The organism is Amycolatopsis sp. NPDC034160, from assembly GCF_055575355.1.
This window is the reverse complement of record NZ_JBVISU010000042.1, coordinates 1-18,282: the sequence shown is the minus strand read 5'-3', so window position 1 is coordinate 18,282 and position 18,282 is coordinate 1. Positions and strand designations below refer to the sequence as shown.

The 18,282-nt window shown below is 68.7% G+C and carries 19 protein-coding genes and 1 pseudogene; 10 read left to right on the top strand and 10 right to left on the bottom strand.

Annotated elements, in window-relative coordinates:
- Positions 1–193: 193 nt before the first annotated feature.
- From ACZ54P_RS40445 to ACZ54P_RS40435, 3 genes are read right to left on the bottom strand one after another with little or no spacing between them, the layout of a single operon-like run.
- Positions 194–2,203, bottom strand: coding sequence for a S9 family peptidase (locus tag ACZ54P_RS40445; RefSeq protein ID WP_465466921.1), 2,010 nt, complete (start codon positions 2,201–2,203; stop codon positions 194–196).
- Between the two features lie 39 nt (positions 2,204–2,242).
- On the bottom strand, positions 2,243–2,893 hold the full coding sequence (locus tag ACZ54P_RS40440; protein WP_465466920.1) for a response regulator: 651 nt from the start codon (positions 2,891–2,893) through the stop codon (positions 2,243–2,245).
- Positions 2,890–3,960 carry a sensor histidine kinase gene (locus ACZ54P_RS40435; RefSeq protein WP_465466919.1) on the bottom strand — a complete coding sequence of 357 codons (1,071 nt, stop codon included), beginning with the start codon at positions 3,958–3,960 and terminating at the stop codon, positions 2,890–2,892. The genes ACZ54P_RS40440 and ACZ54P_RS40435 overlap by 4 nt, the downstream gene beginning before the upstream one ends.
- Before the next feature lie 87 nt (positions 3,961–4,047).
- Here ACZ54P_RS40435 and ACZ54P_RS40430 point away from each other — a divergent pair, with 87 nt between their 5' ends.
- Positions 4,048–5,484 (top strand): alpha/beta hydrolase, encoded by a 1,437-nt coding sequence (locus tag ACZ54P_RS40430; protein WP_465466918.1) that lies wholly within the window; start codon positions 4,048–4,050, stop codon positions 5,482–5,484.
- Here ACZ54P_RS40430 and ACZ54P_RS40425 read toward each other — a convergent pair.
- Positions 5,402–5,917: a hypothetical protein gene (locus tag ACZ54P_RS40425; protein WP_465466917.1), complete on the bottom strand. Its 516-nt coding sequence runs from the start codon at positions 5,915–5,917 to the stop codon at positions 5,402–5,404. The two genes, ACZ54P_RS40430 and ACZ54P_RS40425, sit on opposite strands and share 83 nt — an antisense overlap.
- A gap of 59 nt (positions 5,918–5,976) precedes the next feature.
- Between ACZ54P_RS40425 and ACZ54P_RS40420 the strand changes: the two genes are divergently transcribed.
- The 3 genes and pseudogenes from ACZ54P_RS40420 to ACZ54P_RS40410 all read left to right on the top strand — a co-directional run bounded on the left by ACZ54P_RS40420 (position 5,977) and on the right by ACZ54P_RS40410 (position 8,047).
- The gene (locus ACZ54P_RS40420; RefSeq protein WP_465466916.1) at positions 5,977–6,429 is read left to right on the top strand and encodes a MarR family winged helix-turn-helix transcriptional regulator; all 453 of its coding nucleotides are present in this window, start codon (positions 5,977–5,979) and stop codon (positions 6,427–6,429) included.
- A 181-nt stretch (positions 6,430–6,610) separates the two neighbouring features.
- Positions 6,611–7,078 carry a hypothetical protein gene (locus ACZ54P_RS40415; protein WP_465466915.1) on the top strand — a complete coding sequence of 156 codons (468 nt, stop codon included), beginning with the start codon at positions 6,611–6,613 and terminating at the stop codon, positions 7,076–7,078.
- A gap of 74 nt (positions 7,079–7,152) precedes the next feature.
- Positions 7,153–8,047: pseudogene (locus ACZ54P_RS40410) on the top strand (IS5 family transposase).
- A 115-nt stretch (positions 8,048–8,162) separates the two neighbouring features.
- On the opposite strand, the gene ACZ54P_RS40405 reads toward ACZ54P_RS40410, so the two are convergent.
- Together ACZ54P_RS40405 and ACZ54P_RS40400 are read right to left on the bottom strand one after the other, a co-directional pair.
- On the bottom strand, positions 8,163–8,921 hold the full coding sequence (locus ACZ54P_RS40405) for an SDR family oxidoreductase (RefSeq protein ID WP_465466914.1): 759 nt from the start codon (positions 8,919–8,921) through the stop codon (positions 8,163–8,165).
- 5 nt (positions 8,922–8,926) lie between these two features.
- A complete protein-coding gene (locus ACZ54P_RS40400; RefSeq protein ID WP_465466913.1) occupies positions 8,927–9,433 on the bottom strand; it encodes a carboxymuconolactone decarboxylase family protein in 507 nt (168 codons plus the stop codon).
- A gap of 176 nt (positions 9,434–9,609) precedes the next feature.
- Between ACZ54P_RS40400 and ACZ54P_RS40395 the strand changes: the two genes are divergently transcribed.
- Positions 9,610–10,503, top strand: coding sequence for an RNA polymerase sigma-70 factor (locus ACZ54P_RS40395; protein ID WP_465466912.1), 894 nt, complete (start codon positions 9,610–9,612; stop codon positions 10,501–10,503).
- A 178-nt stretch (positions 10,504–10,681) separates the two neighbouring features.
- A complete protein-coding gene (locus ACZ54P_RS40390) occupies positions 10,682–11,083 on the top strand; it encodes a hypothetical protein (RefSeq protein ID WP_465466911.1) in 402 nt (133 codons plus the stop codon).
- Positions 11,084–11,163: 80 nt separating this feature from the next.
- Here ACZ54P_RS40390 and ACZ54P_RS40385 read toward each other — a convergent pair whose 3' ends face one another.
- Positions 11,164–11,745 (bottom strand): hypothetical protein, encoded by a 582-nt coding sequence (locus ACZ54P_RS40385; protein ID WP_465466910.1) that lies wholly within the window; start codon positions 11,743–11,745, stop codon positions 11,164–11,166.
- Between ACZ54P_RS40385 and ACZ54P_RS40380 the strand changes: the two genes are divergently transcribed.
- Together ACZ54P_RS40380 and ACZ54P_RS40375 are read left to right on the top strand one after the other, a co-directional pair.
- Positions 11,744–12,175 carry a winged helix-turn-helix transcriptional regulator gene (locus tag ACZ54P_RS40380; RefSeq protein WP_465466909.1) on the top strand — a complete coding sequence of 144 codons (432 nt, stop codon included), beginning with the start codon at positions 11,744–11,746 and terminating at the stop codon, positions 12,173–12,175. The two genes, ACZ54P_RS40385 and ACZ54P_RS40380, sit on opposite strands and share 2 nt — an antisense overlap.
- A gap of 96 nt (positions 12,176–12,271) precedes the next feature.
- Complete coding sequence (locus ACZ54P_RS40375) at positions 12,272–13,012, top strand: hypothetical protein (protein WP_465466908.1); 741 nt, start codon at positions 12,272–12,274, stop codon at positions 13,010–13,012.
- A gap of 105 nt (positions 13,013–13,117) precedes the next feature.
- On the opposite strand, the gene ACZ54P_RS40370 is transcribed toward ACZ54P_RS40375, so the two are convergent.
- A complete protein-coding gene (locus tag ACZ54P_RS40370) occupies positions 13,118–13,672 on the bottom strand; it encodes a cysteine hydrolase family protein (protein WP_465466907.1) in 555 nt (184 codons plus the stop codon).
- A 669-nt stretch (positions 13,673–14,341) separates the two neighbouring features.
- On the opposite strand from ACZ54P_RS40370, the gene ACZ54P_RS40365 reads away from it, so the two are divergent.
- Positions 14,342–14,752 carry a hypothetical protein gene (locus ACZ54P_RS40365; RefSeq protein ID WP_465466906.1) on the top strand — a complete coding sequence of 137 codons (411 nt, stop codon included), beginning with the start codon at positions 14,342–14,344 and terminating at the stop codon, positions 14,750–14,752.
- An 88-nt stretch (positions 14,753–14,840) separates the two neighbouring features.
- Here the strand turns inward: ACZ54P_RS40365 and ACZ54P_RS40360 are convergent, their stop codons facing one another.
- Complete coding sequence (locus tag ACZ54P_RS40360; RefSeq protein WP_465466905.1) at positions 14,841–16,046, bottom strand: NlpC/P60 family protein; 1,206 nt, start codon at positions 16,044–16,046, stop codon at positions 14,841–14,843.
- A 37-nt stretch (positions 16,047–16,083) separates the two neighbouring features.
- Positions 16,084–16,395 (bottom strand): hypothetical protein, encoded by a 312-nt coding sequence (locus ACZ54P_RS40355; protein WP_465466904.1) that lies wholly within the window; start codon positions 16,393–16,395, stop codon positions 16,084–16,086.
- Between the two features lie 271 nt (positions 16,396–16,666).
- On the opposite strand from ACZ54P_RS40355, the gene ACZ54P_RS40350 reads away from it, so the two are divergent.
- On the top strand, positions 16,667–18,142 hold the full coding sequence (locus tag ACZ54P_RS40350) for a trypsin-like serine protease (protein WP_465466903.1): 1,476 nt from the start codon (positions 16,667–16,669) through the stop codon (positions 18,140–18,142).
- The last annotated feature ends 140 nt before the right edge of the window (positions 18,143–18,282 follow it).

Genomic DNA, 18,282 nt, shown 5'->3' with positions numbered 1-18,282 from the left:
AACGCGACGGCCCGGCTTCCGGCCGGTCCATGTGCCTGAATCACTCGGCTAGGAGGTCGGGAGCTTCGAGGGCGCGTACTCGATCAGTGACGAAGAAGACGGGAGTTCGAGCCCATGGCTTCAGTCAGCAGAAAGGTTCCACCGCGCACGTCTGGTTCCCACCCGCGTACTACTCATCCGTCTCGACGGGGTCCTATCCCTCCCCTCTGTCCTGGGAGAGCAGGTACCTGTCGAACCACTGCAGGACCCGCGCGAGGAGGTCGATCTGCGCGGGGTATGCCCGGACTCCGTGGCCTTCTTCCGGATAGATCACCAGCGCCGAGGGGACGCCGTGGGCACGCAGGGCCTGGTGGAATTCCCGGGCCTGCCCCGGAGGCGTGGCGCGGTCGAGCGCGCCCGCGACATTCAGGCACGGGGTTCGGACCTTGCTCGCGTGCAGGACGGGGCTTCGCGTGTGCACCAGGGTTCCCGGCGTTTCGAAGTCGCCGTCGAGGAATCGGTCACCCCAGGACGCGATGTTGCTCGTGAAGCGCTGGCTGTACCAATCGGTGACCGGGGATATCGGGACAGCGGCGGCGAAGCGACTGTCCTGGGTGACCAGCCAGGACGACATGAATCCGCCGTAGCTGCGGCCGATCAGGCCGATCCGATCGTTGCCGGCGATGCCGCGTTCGACCAGCGCGTCGATTCCGGACAGGAGGTCGTGGGTGTCGGCGCCGCCCATGTCGCCGACCACGTGGGCGGCGAACTCCTGGCCCCGGCCGCCGCTGCCGCGAGGGTTGGGATTCAGCACGGCGTAGCCCTGAGCGACCAGGAGCGGAACCCAGGGGTAGCGCATCGACCAGCAGTTCTGGACCGCCCAGTTGGGTCCACCGTGGACGTTGACCACCAGCGGGAACGGCCCCTCTCCCGCCGGACGGCACAGGATTCCCTCGATGTCGAGGCCGTCGGGCGCGGTCCAGGTGACCGTCTCGGCCTTGCCCGCGACAGTGAGGAGGTAGTCGGTGCCCGGATGGGCGGTCGAGGCGAGTACTCGGTCGCCGCTCTCCCCGGTGAGCACGAGCCGGGGAGGGAGGGAGTAGGAGTCCTGCACGGTCAGCACCCGGCCGTCCGCGGTGAACGCGCCGACGGGATAGAAAGTGCCACCGCTACAAGACAACTCCGTGGCGAACACCTCCCGGACCGCGCCGCCCGGTACGTCGACGATCCCGGCGACCGAGTCGAGCCGACGCTGCCCGAGGTAGCCGAGACGGTCCGCGTCGAGCCAGTCGACGTGGGCGACGTCGGTGCCCGCGGTGTCGATCCGCCGTACCGCGCCGGTGGCCGGATCGACCAGCAGGAGATCACCGGCGACCACCCCGCGGTCACTGCACACGGCCTCGACCACCGCCACCCGCGTCCCGTCGGGGGAACCGGCGGGCAGGGCCAGTTGCACGGGGCTGTCCAGCAGTTCGCGCTCCTCACCACCGAAATCGAGGAGGCTCAACCGCGCGGTGTACCACGCGTCCTCCCCCGGCTCGGCGGACGAGATCGCGACGACCTGATCGGGCCCGCACCAGGCTGCTTCCCAGCAGTTGAGGCCGTCCGGGGACAACCGGGTCAGGGTGCCGGTCGCCGGCGTGCAGACCCACAGGTGGCGCCAGGCGGAGTCACCGGTGGCGTCGTCCTCGACCTCCGGGTACCACGACGGCCGTTCCGTCTTCCGTTCGCTGTTCGAACCCGATCCCGCGCCACTGGAAAGGTCCGCGTCGAGCCCGGCGACGCCGAGCAGGACCCGGCGGCCATCGGGTGACCAGTGGAGGTACTCCACGGTGCCGGGAGCCTCCGGCGCGGGCACGGCCTCGCCAAGCCCGTCGCCGCGGAGCAGGTGCAGCTGGAACACGCCGGCCTCGCGGCGATCGGCGAGGAAGGCGAGGGTGCCGCCGTCCGGAGAGAAGCGCGCCCACCGCGCCGATTCCCGCCCTGCCGACACCGCGCGGAACTCCCCGGCCACCGCGGCGTACACCGCGGTCCTCGGCAGCCCGGTGAGTTCGTCGAGGACCGCGCCGGTCACCACCGCTCGCCCGCCGTCGCGGGTCACGTGCGGCTCCCCGAGCGCATGCGGGCGACCGAACGCCGGTTCGTGCAAGGCACGCAGATGTTCGGCGACCTTGCGGTAAGCGGCTGTGCTCTCCAGATTTTCCAAAGTGTCTTCCCCTGCCACGGCTCACGAATCGACGACTGGACACCACTGACGACGGTGTCAATCGTCCCAGGTGACCAAACCGAACTTGTGTGCCTGGATCACCGCTTGCACCCGGGTGGAGACCTGGAGTTTGGCCAGGATCCGTTCCACATGGACCTTTACCGTGCCCGCCGCGATACCGAGCTCTTCGGCGAGGTCGGCATTGGCGAGACCGCGGGCGAGAGCACGCAGGACTTCCGTCTCGCGCGGGGTGAGCAGCGCCAATTCCGGCGGCGCCGGACGCGGTGATGTCCGGGCGAAACGGGTCACCAGGCGCCGGGTCACCTGCGGATCGATCAGCCCCTGCCCGCGGTGGGCGAGACGGACGGCGTCGACGAACAGTTCCGGTGCGCTGTCCTTGAGCACGAAACCGACCGCACCGGCCTGGAGGGCGCCGAAGAGATACTCGTCGAGATCGAAGGTGGTCACCGCGATCACGGCGGGTTCCGGTTCGAGGAGCCGGAGATCCCTGATGGCGTCGATGCCGTCCGTTCCCGGCATACGGATGTCCGTCATCACCACCTCAGGCCGCCGGAGCCGGGCGAGGGAGAGCAGTTCGGCGCCGTCCGCGGCCACGCCGATCACCTCGATGTCGGGCTCGCCGGAGAGCAGCAGCCGCATCCCGTCCCTGGCGGCGTCCTGGTCGTCGGCGACGATCACCTTGATCACGCGTCACCTCCGTCCCACGGGATCTTCGCCAGCACCCGCCAGCCCCCGCCGTCGCGCGGACCGGCCCGCACGCTACCGCCCAGCGCCGCGGCCCGTTCACGCATTCCGCGCACTCCGTTGCCCTCCACGGTTTCCACGACGTCCTGGCCGTCGTCCTCCACTGTCACCACCAGCTCCCCGCCCACCGCCGCGAGCCGGACTTCGGCCCGGTTCGCCGATGCGTGCCGGGCCACGTTGCTCAGCGACTCCTCGATGATCCGGTAAGCGGCGGCCTGAACGGGCGACGGTGGCTCGGCTCCCGGGAAATCGCGTACGACCGTCACGGACAGCACACCCCGCAACCGGTCGACCAGGATGTCCACTTCGGACAGTCCGGGGGCCTCGTCTTCCCGCAGGACGTCCACGAGGGAACGCACCTGGCCCAGCGCCTCCCCCGCCAGTTCGGCGACAGCGGCCAGTGCTTCGTCCGCGGCGCCGCCCGCCTTGCGACCGCCCAGCGCCCGCAACCGGATCGCGCTCAAGTGGTGGCCGACGAGGTCGTGCACGTCCCTGGCCACCCGATTCCGCTCGCGCGCCTGTGCCCGGTCCGCCTCGGATTCGACGAGCCGCCGCAAGGCTTTCGCCCGATCCGACTGCAAGCGCGACGTGTAGCCGAGGCTGACCGGCAGGACCGCGAGTCCCGCGGCGGTGAGGACGTCCGACGGCACGAGCGGACCGCCGCGCGACAGCGCCACCCCCAGCATCCAACCGGCGGCCCCGGCCGCGAGCAGGACACGGTGACCGCGGAGGTGGTAGGCGGCGGAGAAGACCGCGATCAGCGCCGCCCACGGAGGGACCGCCGCGTCGAGCCAAAGCGAACCGAGCGTCGCCGCCCCGGTGAGCACCACCGAGGCGAGCGGAACCCGGCGGCGTCCGAGCAGCGGGACACAGGTCGCGAACGTCCAGAGCGCCGCTTCCGGAGTCAGGGATTTCCCGTCGAGCGCGGGCAGCCCGAGCGAGACGACGAAGACGCCCACAGCGATCACGACGTCCTGCGCCTCCGCCGGAAGTGCCCGCCACCTGCTCATCGGTTCCCCGTTCTATGCCGGACGGCAGACGCGCCGCTCGCGTTCCCGCTGTCAACGTGGGCGGCACCATAGGAAGGATCGTCTCGGATGACAAACCGAAGTCTGCCCGGCGCGGCGGCCGTGCTGCTGACGATGGCGCTGGTGACGGCTCCCGCGTCGGCCACCCCGGCGCCCGCACTGACCTGGCGGGATTGCGGAAACGGCACGCAGTGCGCGGTGCTGACCGTTCCGGTGGATTGGACCGATCGGGCGGGCCCGTCCACCGCTGTCGACGTGGTGCGTGTTCCAGCGAAGGATCCGGCTCGCCGCTCAGGCACGCTGGTGGCCAACCTCGGTGCGGGCAACAGCACGGCCGCGATCGTCGGCCCGCGGTCGGCGCCGATCCAGAGCTGGCTCGATCAGCTCACCGAACGGCTGGACGTCGTGGTGTTCGACCCGCGCGGGCTCGGCCGGGACGCCGGGCGGATCGAGTGCCCACGACCTGCGGCGTCGATCCTCGGCCTGGTGCGGGGGCAGGACGAGGCCGCGTGGCGGGCGCACGCCAAGGAGAACGCGGCGTACGACGCCGGCTGCCGTCAGGCCGCCGGACCGGCGTTCGCGGGTCTCGACTCCTGGCAGATGGCACACGATCTGGACGCCCTCCGCGCGGCCCTCGGCGAGGAGAAACTCCGGTACTTCGGCAATTCCTACGGCACCACGTACGGGCAGGCGTACGCCGAGCTGTTCGGAGCGCGGCTGGATCGGCTGTACCTCGACGGTGTCGCCGACCACACGCGGCCCCGGCTCGTCGACTGGTTGTCCGACCACGCCCAGGCGCAGGAACAGCAGTTGTCGCGTTTCCGCGCTTGGTGTGCGCGAACGCCGTCGTGCGCGCTGTACGGCGTGGACGCCGGGAAAGCCTGGGACGACCTCGTCGCGTCGGCAGGCCACTCGGCCGGTGACCTGTTCGCCGGTGCGCTCGTCGGCATGAACCCACCTCGGTGGCCGGATTTGGCGCGAGCCATCGCGAAAGCGCGAGCCGGGGACCTCAGCGACTTTCGCACCGTGCTCCAGTACCCACCGAGCGGCCCGACCGGATCCGTGCAAAGTGCGACCCTCTGCCACGACTTCATGCCGGAAGTGCCCGGCTACCAACGGTTTCTCGGGATCGAACGACAGCTGAAGGCCGTCGCGCCGCGATTCGGCTGGATCGAAGGACGCTACGAACTCGGGCGCTGCGTCGGCATCCCCGGCAAGCCCGCCTATCCACCACACCCGCTTTCGGCGCCACATTCGCCGCCCGTCCTGGTGACGATCGGCGAACTCGACAACAACACCGGCCATCTCGGGGCGGAAAACGTCGCGTCGCAGTTCCCGCGGGCGCGCTCGGTCCGGCACGGTGACGGACACGCCGCCTATCTGCTGGGCAACACCTGTCTCCGCCGCCACGGAAACGCGTATCTCATCGAAGGGACCCTGCCCGCGCCCGGCACGTTCTGTCCTGCCGAACTCGCACCTTCAGCCGTCGCCGCCACACTTCGATGAGGACGGTGCCGATCAGGGTCGGTGCGAGCCACGGGATCAGCTCGGCGGGGCCGGAGACCGGTCCGTCGACGACGAGTGCCACCACGATCAACGCGGTGACCAGTGCGATGTACGAGCCGCCCTGACCGTGGACGTAGCCGTGGGTCCACGCGCGATGGCGACGGCCCGCCGACCTTTTGGCGAGCACGGCCAGGCCGTAGGTCAGCGCGGAGACCGGCACCAGCCACCACAGGTCGCCGCGGCGTTCGATCACCAGCCCTGTCGCGGACAGGCAGACGACGAGGACCATCGCGCGATACCAGGCACTGAGAACACCCGTCGACCGCTCGGCGGCGGCGAAGCGCCGGGTGTCCTGGCGCATGGCCAGCGGCCCGAGGAGCAAGCCGGCGGTACCGGTGACGATGTGGACGACCAGCAGGGCGACGTGGACCATGCGCTTCACCTTTCGCGACCGGCGGGCCCGACAGTCGAGACTTGTGTAGCTAAGTTAGCATGCTAAGCTTCCTCGTGTCGCACGATTTGAGCTTCGATCTCCACGCGTTGACGGCCCGGCTGGACCGGTCGGCCGACCGGATACTCCAGGCGGAGTACGGACTCTCGTACCGTCGGTTCCGGACCCTGCTGATCGTGGGCAAGCTGGGCGCGGCCACGCAGCGAGCGGTGTCCGAAGAACTGGGCGTCTCGGAACCGTCGGCGAGCCGGATGACGGGCGTACTCGCCGGAATGGGCCTGCTCGACGCGCAACCGGATCCGGCGGGCGGAAACCGGCGGCGACTGAGTCTCACGGACGACGGCGAGCGCATGGTCGAGCAGTGCCGCGAAGTGCTGGAGCACCGATTCCGCAACCTGGTGCGACGCAGCGGCGTCTCCTACGCCGACTACGCCCGCGACACGCGTCTCCTCCTGGATGCGCTGAACACGCCGCCGGAGCTAGGGCGTGTCTGACAAATAGGCAGGGTTCAGGTGGACTGACAGGTGCACCGACCGAGCCCGTCCGCGACCGCAGACGGCGACCCCATCGGGACGGGACGATGCGACGGAGGTGGGGAATGGCCGCGACGTACGATCGCAGTGAGGGCGAAGCGCCAGGCCGAGATTCCGGCACCGGCGTGAGGGAGGGGCCAGGATGTTCGGCTGGAAGAAGATGCAGAAGCTCTTCGATTCGGAGAAGTTCAACGATCTGACGGCGCAGCTCAGGCCCGACCTGAGTCGGGAATCGCTCGGCGTCGGGCCCGACTTCCCAGGCGTCACTCCGAACCCGCTCCTGAGCAGTGGCGCACAGAAGCGCAAGGCGGAACTGCGTACGGGGGCGCTTGCGCTCGGCGTTCTCGTCGACTGGCGGGAGGTCAGCAGCAACGGCACTCCACGCGTGGTCCTGATGTTCGACGTGGAGACCGCCGACGGCATCTCGTTCCGCGGTATCGCGGACGAAGACCTCACGATCACCGAGCTCACCCGACTCGCCCCAGGACAGACGTTGCCCGTGCGCTACCGACCGGCCGTCATGGACCACTACGTCGCCCTTGCCCGGGACGCGGACCCCGCCCACATGCAGCAGCTCTCTGACGAGATCGCGAGACGCAAGCGGACCTGACCCGAAGCCATTGACCGGGTGCGGCTAGGGCGTGTCTGGCACAGGCTGAGCGTTCTGGCTGAAACTCTGGTCCCGTGTCGCGGTTTCAGTTGCTCTCGGATGCCCAGTGGTCGTTGATCGAGGGGATGCTCCCGAAACCGACGGGATGCCCGGGCCGGAAGTTCTCGGATGCGCGGTCGATGGTCGAGGGGATCATCTACCGGTATCGGTGCGGGATCGCGTGGCGTGATCTTCCTGAGGTGTTCGGGCCGTGGCAGACGGTGTGGACGTGGCATCACCGGATGGCGGTCGAGGGCACCTGGGACAAGGTGCTGGCGACGCTCACCGCGCAGGCGGACGCGGAGGGGCTGATCGATTGGTCGCTGTCGGTGGACTCGACGATCGCTCGCGCACATCAGCATGCGACGAACACGATCCGCCCCACAGGGGGATGGGTCGAACTACACGAATCCAGCGGTCGAGCCGCCTGATCACGGGATCGGCCGCTCGCGGGGTGGGTTGTCGACGAAGATCCATCACCTCGTCGACGGCAACGGGCTGCCACTGGTCACGCTGATCACTCCCGGCCAGGCCGGGGACTCCCCGATGCTGCTGCCGCTCCTGCAGCAGCTGCGGGTAGGCCGTAACGTCGGGCGACCGCGCACGAGACCGGATGCGGTTCGCGGAGACAAGGCGTACTCGTCCCGCGCGATCCGACAGCACCTGCGCGAGCGCGGCATCAAGGCCGTCATCCCCGAACCCAGAGACCAGCAGGGGCACCGCAAACGCCGCGGCTCACGCGGCGGCAGGCCCGTCGGACTCGACGCCCACGATTACAAGAACCGCAACGTGATCGAACGCCGGTTCTGCCACACCAAGCAATGGCGCGGCCTCGCCACCCGATACGACAAACACGCGATCGTCTACCGAGCTGCCGTCCTCATCCACGCCGCAATTGCATGGATCCACGCTTTGTCAGACACGCCCTAGATACGACCACATGAAGCGATGCTGTCCCAGTTGAGAAGCCGCCGTGAAGGCCCCCTTCCCTCAGTTGGTCACTCAAAAAACCAGTGCCGAGGGAAGGGGGCCTTCACGCGCCGGCTCAGGGCTGGGCGTCGAGCCACTCCTCGAAGGTGGGTCCCGCGAGCTTGGCGTGCGGGCCCGGCAGGAATCCGCCGTTGGCGGCGATCTCGCCGTCGGGAACCCGGGAGCCGTCGATGCCGACGACCTTGATGCCGCGGCGGGCACCGAGAAGCGCGGCGGCCTCCGCCATGATTTCCTTGCGAGGCCCGGCGATCTCCGGGACCGGGCCACCCGGAAGCGGCTCGGCCGGGTCGATGGCCAGGTCGACCAGTTCCTCGGCCACGGCGCGGCAGGCCACCAGCTGCGTGGGCAGCGCGGGGATGTAGGCGACGCCGTCCTGCCGCCACTCGAGGAGCTGACCGACGAACTCGTGGAACTGCGCGGCCCGCAGAACGCGAACGGGCAACGGGCCGGACTGGAGAAGTTCCTCGTGCACCTTCTTGGCGGCGACGAAACCGGCGGTGGCGTTCTCGACGCCGATGATGGACGCCACGGCGATCCGGGCGACCCCCGCCTTCCGGCCCTCCTCCAGCAGATTGCGGGCCGACGTGCGGAAGAACTCCGTCGCCGCCTCTTGTTCGGAGCCGTGCCACGAGGCCACGTCGATGATGACGTCGACCCCGGCGAGTGCGGCGGAGAGGCCTTCGCCAGTGATGATGTCCACGCCGGTGGCCCGGGAGATCGGCACGACGTGGTGTCCCCGTTCGATCAGCACGTCGACGACGTGGCGGCCCAGCCGCCCGGTCGCTCCGGCCACCGCGAACTTGGCGCTGCTCATGGTGTTCACCTTCCTTGTTCGCTGTAGTTCCGGCCCGGGGGCATGCCGGGGATCGGCTTGGCGATGAGCGCGGCGGGCGCGAAGAAACCGATGTGGGCGATCGCCATGACGAGCGTCCACAGCGCTTTGTCGTCGTAAAGCGCGGATGCCTTGGCGTGCAACGCGTCCGGGACGCGCTCACCGGCCGGGTTCGGGGTGAGGACCGCCTCGACGAGCTCGAGTGCGACCCGTTCGGCGTCGGTGAAACAGGTGGCGTCCCGCCAGGTGGCCACCGCGGTGACGCGGTCTTCGGACTCCCCCAGTTCGCGGAGGTTTTTCGTTTCCCGGATGGTGAAGTACGTGCTGCCGAGGAGCTGCCCGGCGCGCAGCTGCAGCAGGCTGATGGTCGTCGGGGGAAGCGCGCCGTTCTTGAGGACGTTGTGCAGACCCCCGGCGACTTCCGCCATCTCGGGGACGAACGGGAGGGGGTTGGGCATACGCGACCGCGGGCCGGTCGTCGGCGTCGTGGACATGACTGGGTTTCCTTACTCGTGGTGTCGCGTCGTTACGCCCAAGAGATCCCGGCGGCCCGTCTCTTGTGACAACCCCGCCGTGTGACGCAGACCACCGGCCGCCGGTGTCACAAAGCGGTGTCCGCCGGGGTCGGATGGCTATGACACGGTCACGATGGAACAGGCGGGAACCGACGATGAGCGAACGCCCCGGCGACTCGGCCACCGAGGCGTTCGTCGCCCATCGCAGGCTGCTGTTCACCGTGGCCTACGAGATGCTCGGTTCGGCGACCGACGCCGAGGATGTACTGCAGGAGACCTGGCTTCGGTGGGTGGGCGTCGACCCCGGCACGGTGCTCGACCCGCGCGCGTTCCTGGTCAGGATCACCAGCAGGCAGGCACTCAAACGACTGCGGACGCTCGACCGGCGCAAGGAGTCCTACGTCGGGCCGTGGCTGCCCGAGCCGCTGCTGACCGCGCCGGATGTGGCCGAAGACGTGGAACTGGCCGACAGTGTCTCGATGGCGATGCTGCTGGTTCTGGAGACACTCGGGCCGACCGAACGGGCGGTGTTCGTGCTGCGCGAAGTCTTCGCGCTCGGCTACGACGAGATCGCCGAAGCCGTCGACAAGGCACCCGCGACCGTGCGCCAGATCGCGCACCGGGCACGGGCACACGTCGCCGCGCGCAGACCGCGCGGCTCCGGCTCCCCCGCCGAACACCGGGCCGCGCTCACCGCTTTCCGGGCCGCGGTGGAAACGGGGGATCTGCAGGGCCTGCTCGACATTCTCGCGCCGGACGTCGTCGCCCTCACCGACGGCGGTGGAATCAAACACGCGCTGCCGCGGCCGATCGTCGGCGCGGACAAGGTCGCTCGCCTGCTGTCCATCGGCTGGTGGAAACGCGATGCGGAAAGGGCGGTCGAGTCCGTGCAGATCAACGGCTCGCCCGGCTTGTTGATCCGCGTCGACGGGGAAATCGACGGTGTGCTCGCGGTGCGGATCGAGAACGGTTACGTCACCGGTGCTTACCACGTACGGAATCCGGAGAAACTGGCCGCCGTGAGACGGGAAACCGCGATCAGCCGCTGAGATCGGCGATCCCTGTTTTCCACCGCTGACACGGACGGGTGCCTTTTCGTACTCGATCTTAGTTCGGTGCTCCACTCAATGGTATGAGCCGGTTAGGTTTCAGCCGGTTTTGTTCCGGTGATTCGGTTTTCGCCGGTCGACCGGGACTCGCTCTTCATCCTTGTTCAGGAGTTCCGCCATGACCATGACCATCCGCCGTCTCGCTGCCTCGTCCTTCGCCGTGGGTGTCCTCGCGATGCTGACCATGGCGCCGGCCAGTGCCGCCGCGTCCACTACGAATCTGGCACCGGCCAACGCGCCTCCCGCCGGCTGTGCCACCGCCATCGCCGCCGCGGTCGACACCGCGAACTCGGCCACCGTCGCCGCCGCCAAGGTCGTCGACTCGGCCGCCGCTGCCGCCGCCGCCAAGGCGTTCGCCGAAGGCGTGCTCACCGGGACGCCCGCCGCGATCAACGACGCCGCCGCCAACCTGGGCGCGTTCACCACCGCTGCCGCCACCGCCGCGGCGGCGAGCGCGGCCGCGCATGCCACGGCCGCGAACGCGACCATCGGTGTCATCGTCGCCTGCGTCAAGGCGTAGTTTCTCCGGCAGGCGAATGGGGCCTCGGTGAATGCGCCGCCGTGACCGCGGCGGCGAATTCACCGGCGTACCAGGGTCTCCTATCGGCGGATTCGGCGGTCCACGGCGCTCCAGTTCGTTTCCCACGTCGTTCCGCCGTCGGCCGAGAACGCCTGCTCGAATCTCGCTTCGTCCGCGCTCGGCCGGACAATACGGAAGCGCACCTTGATCGGACGGCCGTCGTACTGGTCGTCACCGAGGAATTCGCCCGTTCCGTCGCGGAAACCGCCGTACACCGCCGGGGTGAAGAGCCCGTCACGCATGTTGACGAAGGTCAGGCTCCACCGCTGCGCCCGCGGTTCGTACAGCCGCAGGTTGATGGCGTCGATACGGCCGTTCGGGCCCGAGACCTGGAATTCGAGGACGTTCGCCCGCCGGTCGAGAAGCGGTTTGACGACACTGGTTCCCGCGAACTGGAGCCATTCGTCCGGGGTTTCCGAGAGCGGCTCGGCCAGCACCCGCACCGTGGAACGCCAGGTGCCGATCTCCCAGTCGAAGTCTCGTTGGCCGTCGGCGGTGGTCGACGACGGGGGAGACGTCGACGCGTCGCCCGAGGCCGCCGTCGCGAGCAGGATGAGGGCCGAGAGGCCCGTGATCAGAATGCGTCTGTATGGCACGGTCATGGTCCGACTATCCGAGTGGAGCGCGCTCGTGGACAAGAAGGCACCTGCGGGTAACCCCTCCCGCCCCAACCCGTTGCCCGGCTGCCCGATGGCCGCGGCGTTCGCCGCGATCGGCGGGAAATGGAAGTTGACCCTCCTGTACTGGCTCGCCCACGGAGAGACTCATTTCGCGGGTCTGCGTCGCCGGGGCACGCCGATCACGCCCAAGGTGCTGACCGAACAGCTGCGCGAACTCGAAGCCGACGGGCTCGTCGAACGCGTCGTCACCGGGCCGGTCCCGGCACGCGTCATCTACCGGCTCACTCCTTACGGGACCACCGTGCTCCCCGTCGTCGAAGGAGTCCGGGTCTGGGGTGAAACGCATCTTCAGCGCACCGGCGGCGGGGCCGCGCCGGAGGAGGCGATGAATTGCAGGACGGCGATCGGTTGAGGATCGCGTATTCCCCGCGCTCACCCTGGCGTTTCATCGGTATTTCATCGGCGCTCATTAGCGTTCGGCCGGGAATTCGACAGTGGGGAGAAACCGATGAGAAAAGCCGGAGCGCGTTCGCTCGCGACCGCCGTTTTGTCCGTCGTCGTCCTGGCAGGCGCGATCGCCGGATCGGGGGCCGCGCAGGCGGCCACCGCCCGGGCGGCGGGCGCGTGCGGGCCGGTCATGTTCGTCGTGCCGGGATATCAGGACGGCGGGGCGCAGAAACTTCTGGACCCGGCGCTCGCACCGGGTGGTGCCGACCCGGTGCGCATCCCGTACCCGAACAGCGCCGGGGACGTCAACCTGTACGCCGACGTCGACGCGGGTGTCGCCAACCTCAGGACCGCGCTCTACAACCTTTACGTCACCTACGGCTGCGACCTCGACACCAAGGTGTACATCGTCGGGTTCAGCCTCGGTGCCCTCGTCGCGGGCACCGTGCTGGAGACCGAGCCGCCCGGACGGAACATCCAGGGCGTGCTGATCGCCGACGGACGGCGGCAGCCCGTCGAATCGAACTGGCCGGGTGACCCCGGCGGCCTGATCGGGCATCTGCCCGTACCCGGTCCCGGCGGCGCCGGTTTCCGGCCGCTGGACTCGTTCGCCTACCCGACGCTGAGCCTGTGCAACGGCCCCAATTCGGCCGGTGGCGCGGACTTGATCTGCTTCGGCGGCACCAACCTGGACAGCTACTTCACCTCGCACCCGTATTACAGCTTCGAAGTGGGCACCGAGCTGAGCATTCACGGCGAAGGCCCGTACCCGCACAACCTGCGCAACCGCGTCATTCCGTGAACGGCGCCGACCAGATCACCACGGTCAAGGAGAGCTACCACCCCTGATCCGGGGGAACCGGAAGCCGGCAGCGGGCAACGCGCCCGACTGCCGGTTTTTCGCGACTCAGCCTCGGAAGTCGACCTCGCTGGTTGCGACCGTCCCTCCCTTCCGGCCGGGAGCGGCCTGAAACCGCCAGTACAGGTTCGTGTGCGCGATGACCTGTTCCGGCGACGGCGCGCCCCAGGCCGTCTTGTCCCCGGTGGTGTGCGCATCGCCGACCAGCGTCGCGTCATACCCGCGGACCAGCGCACCGTGCAGCGTCGAGCGGATGCAGGCGTCGGTCTCCGCTCCGGTGACCACGAGCCGGCCGATGCCGTGTTCGGCCAGGACCTTCTCCAGGTCGGTGTCCTCGAAGGAATCCCCGTAGGACTTCTCGACGATGGGTTCGGCGTCGTCGGGCCGCAACTCGTCGACGATGCGCCATTCCGCGCTCCCTTGCACGAGTTCCTCGTCGGAATGCCGCACCCACACGACCGGCACGCCTTCCCGCCGGGCCCTGCCGACGAGGCCGCTGATGTTCGCGACCACGGCGTCACGCTCGTAGGCGTCGTCGACGACGCCGTTCTGGACATCGACGACGAGGAGCGCGGTGTTCGGCCGGTTGTCGAGAGTGGTCATGGCAGGGTTTCCCTCCTGGTCAAGCTGCTGCGGCAGACCCTAACCTCCCCCACCGACAAGAACCGTCGAGGAAATCTCGTGCGCACACGTCAGCTTCCACCTCGGCGACGCGATGATCGCGCGGCTGCCGAGCGCGTCCGAGTACGCACTGGCCGTCGGTCGGCGGCGACGTGGCGTGTTCGGTCGGGATGGTGGCTTGGGTGACGCGGCGCCGTACTCGCGTGCTTGGAGCCGGATCTCGCGTGCTTGGAGGCGTAACACCCGAGTGCGGGGTCAAGACAACAGGCCCGCCCGCAACCACGACACGGTTGTCGTTCTTCTCAATAACCCGAAACGCCACTCACGACCAACCCGGCCCATGTCGCCCCTTCGCCGGTACCCGTCCCCGGATGGTGGCAGCACGGAAAATGTCGACCACTCGAACGGGTGTGGTCAGGAAATAACTACCATTCCGGTACGAATTTTCCTCCGGTGTGCTGTCATGGACGTGCGTCCGTCCATTGAGGAATGGACGCGCACCACTACCGCTCGGGCCACGGCGACGGAGGGGTCCCGGCCGGGTCTGGCCGAAGCCAGGACTCGGCCCACCGCACGCGGTAGCATCACGGGACCAGCCGATCCGGTCGCCGTCGTCGACCGGGTCGCTGCCCGCTATTGGGAGGTAGCTTGATGTACACCCCGTCCGCACACCCGTTTCCGGTGGCGCTGACCCCGGGCGACCCGGTCCGGGAAGCGGCGTTCCAGGCCGCCACCGCCCGCCTCGACGAGTGGTTCGGCGATCGTGTTCAGGTGCAGGTCGAACGCTTCGACCGTATGGGGCCGTGGGTGTTCCTGCAGGGGACGATGCGCGGCACCGACAACGGCCGCCCGTACTACGCCGGCACCGTCTACGAGGCACGCCGGGCCGACGGCGTCATGTCCGACGTCTACGTCGCCCTGCTCAAGAAGACCGACGAACCGCGTCCCGAGAACGACGCGCGGGCCTGGCGCGTGGCGAACTACGCGGTCGGCCCGACCGACGTCGCCTGGCTGACCTGGCCGGACGAGCACGAGGCACCGCGCGCACTGTTCGGATTCTGATTCCCCCGCCGGGCCGGGTCCGGTAAGTCGTGTTCGCGGTCTTCGGAACGCCTCGAACAGACTTACCGGACGCGGCCTGACGACCGGCTCAGGTCGGCGGGGTGAGGACCTTCACGAGGCCGCCGCCACCACCCATGCTGACCTTCTGCGAACCGTCGGGGTTGACGTTGTTCGAGCCGATGAACTGACCATCGCCCGCGTAGAGCACGACGTGCCCGCCGCCGTTCGAGATCACCACGTCGCCGGGCTTCGCCTCGGAGAGCGGCACCGACCTCCAGCCGTCCGCCTCGAGGTTGGCCGTCAGCCCCGCGACCGAGGCGCTGGCCTGGTTCTTGTCGATCAGACCGGCCGCCTCCAGGCAGCCCGAAACGAAGTTCGCGCAGTTGACGTTGTTGGGCACCCAGGATTGCATCGCGGGCAGCTCACCGCTGCGCTTGAGGTCACCGGCGTTACGGCCGAGGAACTGCTCGGCGATCTTGGCCGGGTTGTCGCCCCGCGCGTCGATCGGCTTGGCAGGCCTGCCGTCGCCCTGGACCCCGGCGACTCCACCACCGCCGCCACCACCACCGCCGTCTCCGCCGCCACCGCCGTACACGGGGGCCGGGCCGACCCGCGAATCGACGGGCTTGGCGTTGACGCTCGACGCCGTGGTCTGGCCGCTTTCGGCGGGAATCAGCTCCAGGAAACCGCCTTCGATTTCCAGGCCGAGCGGTTTGAGGAGATCGTCGATCTGTTTCTCGGCGGCGTCCAGCGCGCGCTCGATCTCGTCTTTCTTGCCGTTGGAGTCCTTCTCGTTGAGCTGCCGGAGCCGCTCGATGTCGGACGCCGCGGCGGCGAACTCGTTCTCGTCTTTGGAGTTGTTCTTCCGCTGCCGGGCCGCGCCGATCAGGGCGCGGTTGTCCGCGTCCTTGTCGTTGGCTTCCTGAGCGAGCTGCGCGACCTTCTTCTTGACCTCGTCCAGGATCTCGGACACGCGCTGAAGGATGTTCTTGGCCGCTTCGGCCTTGTCGCTGACCTTGTAGCTGGCTTTGCCGAGCGCTTCGAGGTGGTCGGCGACGGCGTCGGCGTCCTTGCCTTCCCATTCGCGCAGCACGTCATCGCGAAAAAGTTTCAGATCCTCGCCGAGGTCGTTGGCCTTGGTGGCGGCTCCGCCGACCTTGGCCGCCTGGTCGTTGACCGCGCGCGCGTCGAGCTTCTGTGCCTGTTGCGCGTGCTTGTCGATGGCGTCCAGCGACTTCGGACGGTCACGCGACGGGTCGTCGAGCGCACCCGGATCCCGTTCTGCGGTGGTCATCGGTTAATCCCCCTGGTGTCCGGCGTCCTCAGTCCGATCAGTCCCGCTCGCGGTGGCCGCCGAGAGTGTGCACGCCCTGGGCCTCGTCGGCCCGTATGCGCGCGGCGGCACTGGCCAACGCCGCCGACGCGGCGTCGACGAGCTTCGCGGCGGCGTTCAGCTCGGCGTTCACCCCACTGTAGAACCCCTGCACCGTCTTACCCGCGCTGGCCGCGTTGCTCAGATCACCGAACGCGCCGCCGGGGTTACCGTCACCCAGGTCCGTGCCCGTCTTGCTGTACCCGTCCTTGAGCCCGCCGACCTTCTTGGCCAGCGCGGCGATCTGATCCGGGTCGAATCGGCGAGTCATGAGTGTTCCTTCCAGTCTCGGCGCCTGCGCGTACGTGACCAATAGTGCTCTATCACGCAGCTTATGAGTTCACACCCACCCGCGCGCGACGTTTCCCGAAACGCGATGACGACCTTTCGTGTACACCGACGCACCTCACCGCGCTTCGGTTCCCCCCGTCGGCCGGCGGATCCGCCGGAGGAGGGCCGATGACCGTCCAGTCGATTTCGCCCGCGGGCCGCACGTCCTCCGGTTGAATACTCACGAAGTCCCCGACAGGTGAGGAGATCTCGTGCGGAGAGCTAGAAGGCTGGGGGCACTGGCCGTTTCGGTACTGGCGGCGACGACGGCGCTGGGGGGTGCGGCGTCGGCCGACACCGTGCAGTCGTTCCACACCTCGCTCGACCCCGCTTCGGTGCGGGAGTCGGTGCACTACCTGGTCCGTACCTACCAGGTGAACGAGCAGGAAGCGTTACGCCGTCTGGAACTGCAGACCGACGGCGGGAAACTGGACGAGCTGCTGCGCCGGGATCGCGGCGCCGAGTACGGGGGAATGTGGCTCGACCAGAGCAAGGGCCAGCTGGTCGTGGCGATGACCGAACCGGCGGCCGCCGAGCCGTATCTGAAGGCGATGCCCGTCCGGGCCGATGTCCGCACGCACCGGGTCCAGCATTCGTTGCGGCAGCTCACGGCGGCGAAGGAACGCGTCGCGGCCAAGGTCGGCGCAGGACGGGAGGCGGTCTACCTTCCGGCGGTGAGTGAGTCCGAAAACCGCGTCGTGCTCTGGGAACGTGCCTGGGTGGCACAGGACAAGGTGGCGACTCGCGCCGCCGGTGACGTCGTGGCCGCCGAAGCGGACACCGCGCGCAAGGCCGCGGCGGCGGAATCCGGCATGGTCGTCTCCCGCGTCCTGGCGGAACCGAACGCGCTGTCCACGCCGAATGTGGACTGGGGGTACTGCCATCCGCTCTACTGCACCGATTACGGCCCGATGCGCGGCGGCATCCGGCTGGACATGAAACGGGACGACGGCACCTGGGGTGGTTGCACCAGCGCCTTCAACCTGCGGTCCACCGGTGGTGGTTTCCCCGGCAAGGGCTGGGTGCTGACCGCGGGTCACTGCATGCGGACGAAGACCAACAACACGCCGACCCAGCACAACGGCAACGCCGTGGTGCAGCAGCACGGCATCGAGAAGAGCTCCTACCCGTACGACTACGCGGCCCTACCGTACGTGGACGACGCGGCGGCCACGAAATGGCTCGAAGGCCAGACCGGCCGCAACCGGGTGTTGAAGTACTGCCGCAACGGCGGCATGGACAGCAACGGTGACACCCCCTGCGGCACGCAGGCCACGTCGGCGGACGAGTACATCACCGGCACCCACACGCTCGCCGAGATCAAGGCGGGCTGGGTGGTCTGCGCCAGCGGGACGGCGTCGAGCGCGGCGAACTACCCCGATTCCGTCGACAGCGGCGCGGGCGCCGGCTACCTCGTCGGAACCCGCTGCGGTCGGGTCCTGTCCACGGACGTCGGTATCAACACCGATCTGTGCGCCCGCCCCGGCGACAGTGGCGGACCGCTGTTCAGCCAGGCCGACCACGCGGCACTGGGCATCCTGATCGGCAACCAGCAGTCCCGGTCCGGTCCCTGCCAGGCGGGCGAACTGAACAACTACGCGCCGATCGAGACGATCACCACCGACCTCAGCGAGCGGATCGCCTCCAAAGGCTCGAAGTTCGCGGTGATCACGACTCCGAACGGCTGAGCGACGGATAGCGGCTCGTGAGTGATTGGGGTCGTTAGAGCCAAATGGAGTTGCCCCCGGATGGCGGACACGGGGTTTTCACGCGGCTTGTTGGTGACTGTAGCTGGTTCGGGTTTCGTGGGGTGTGCGGTGGCCGACTG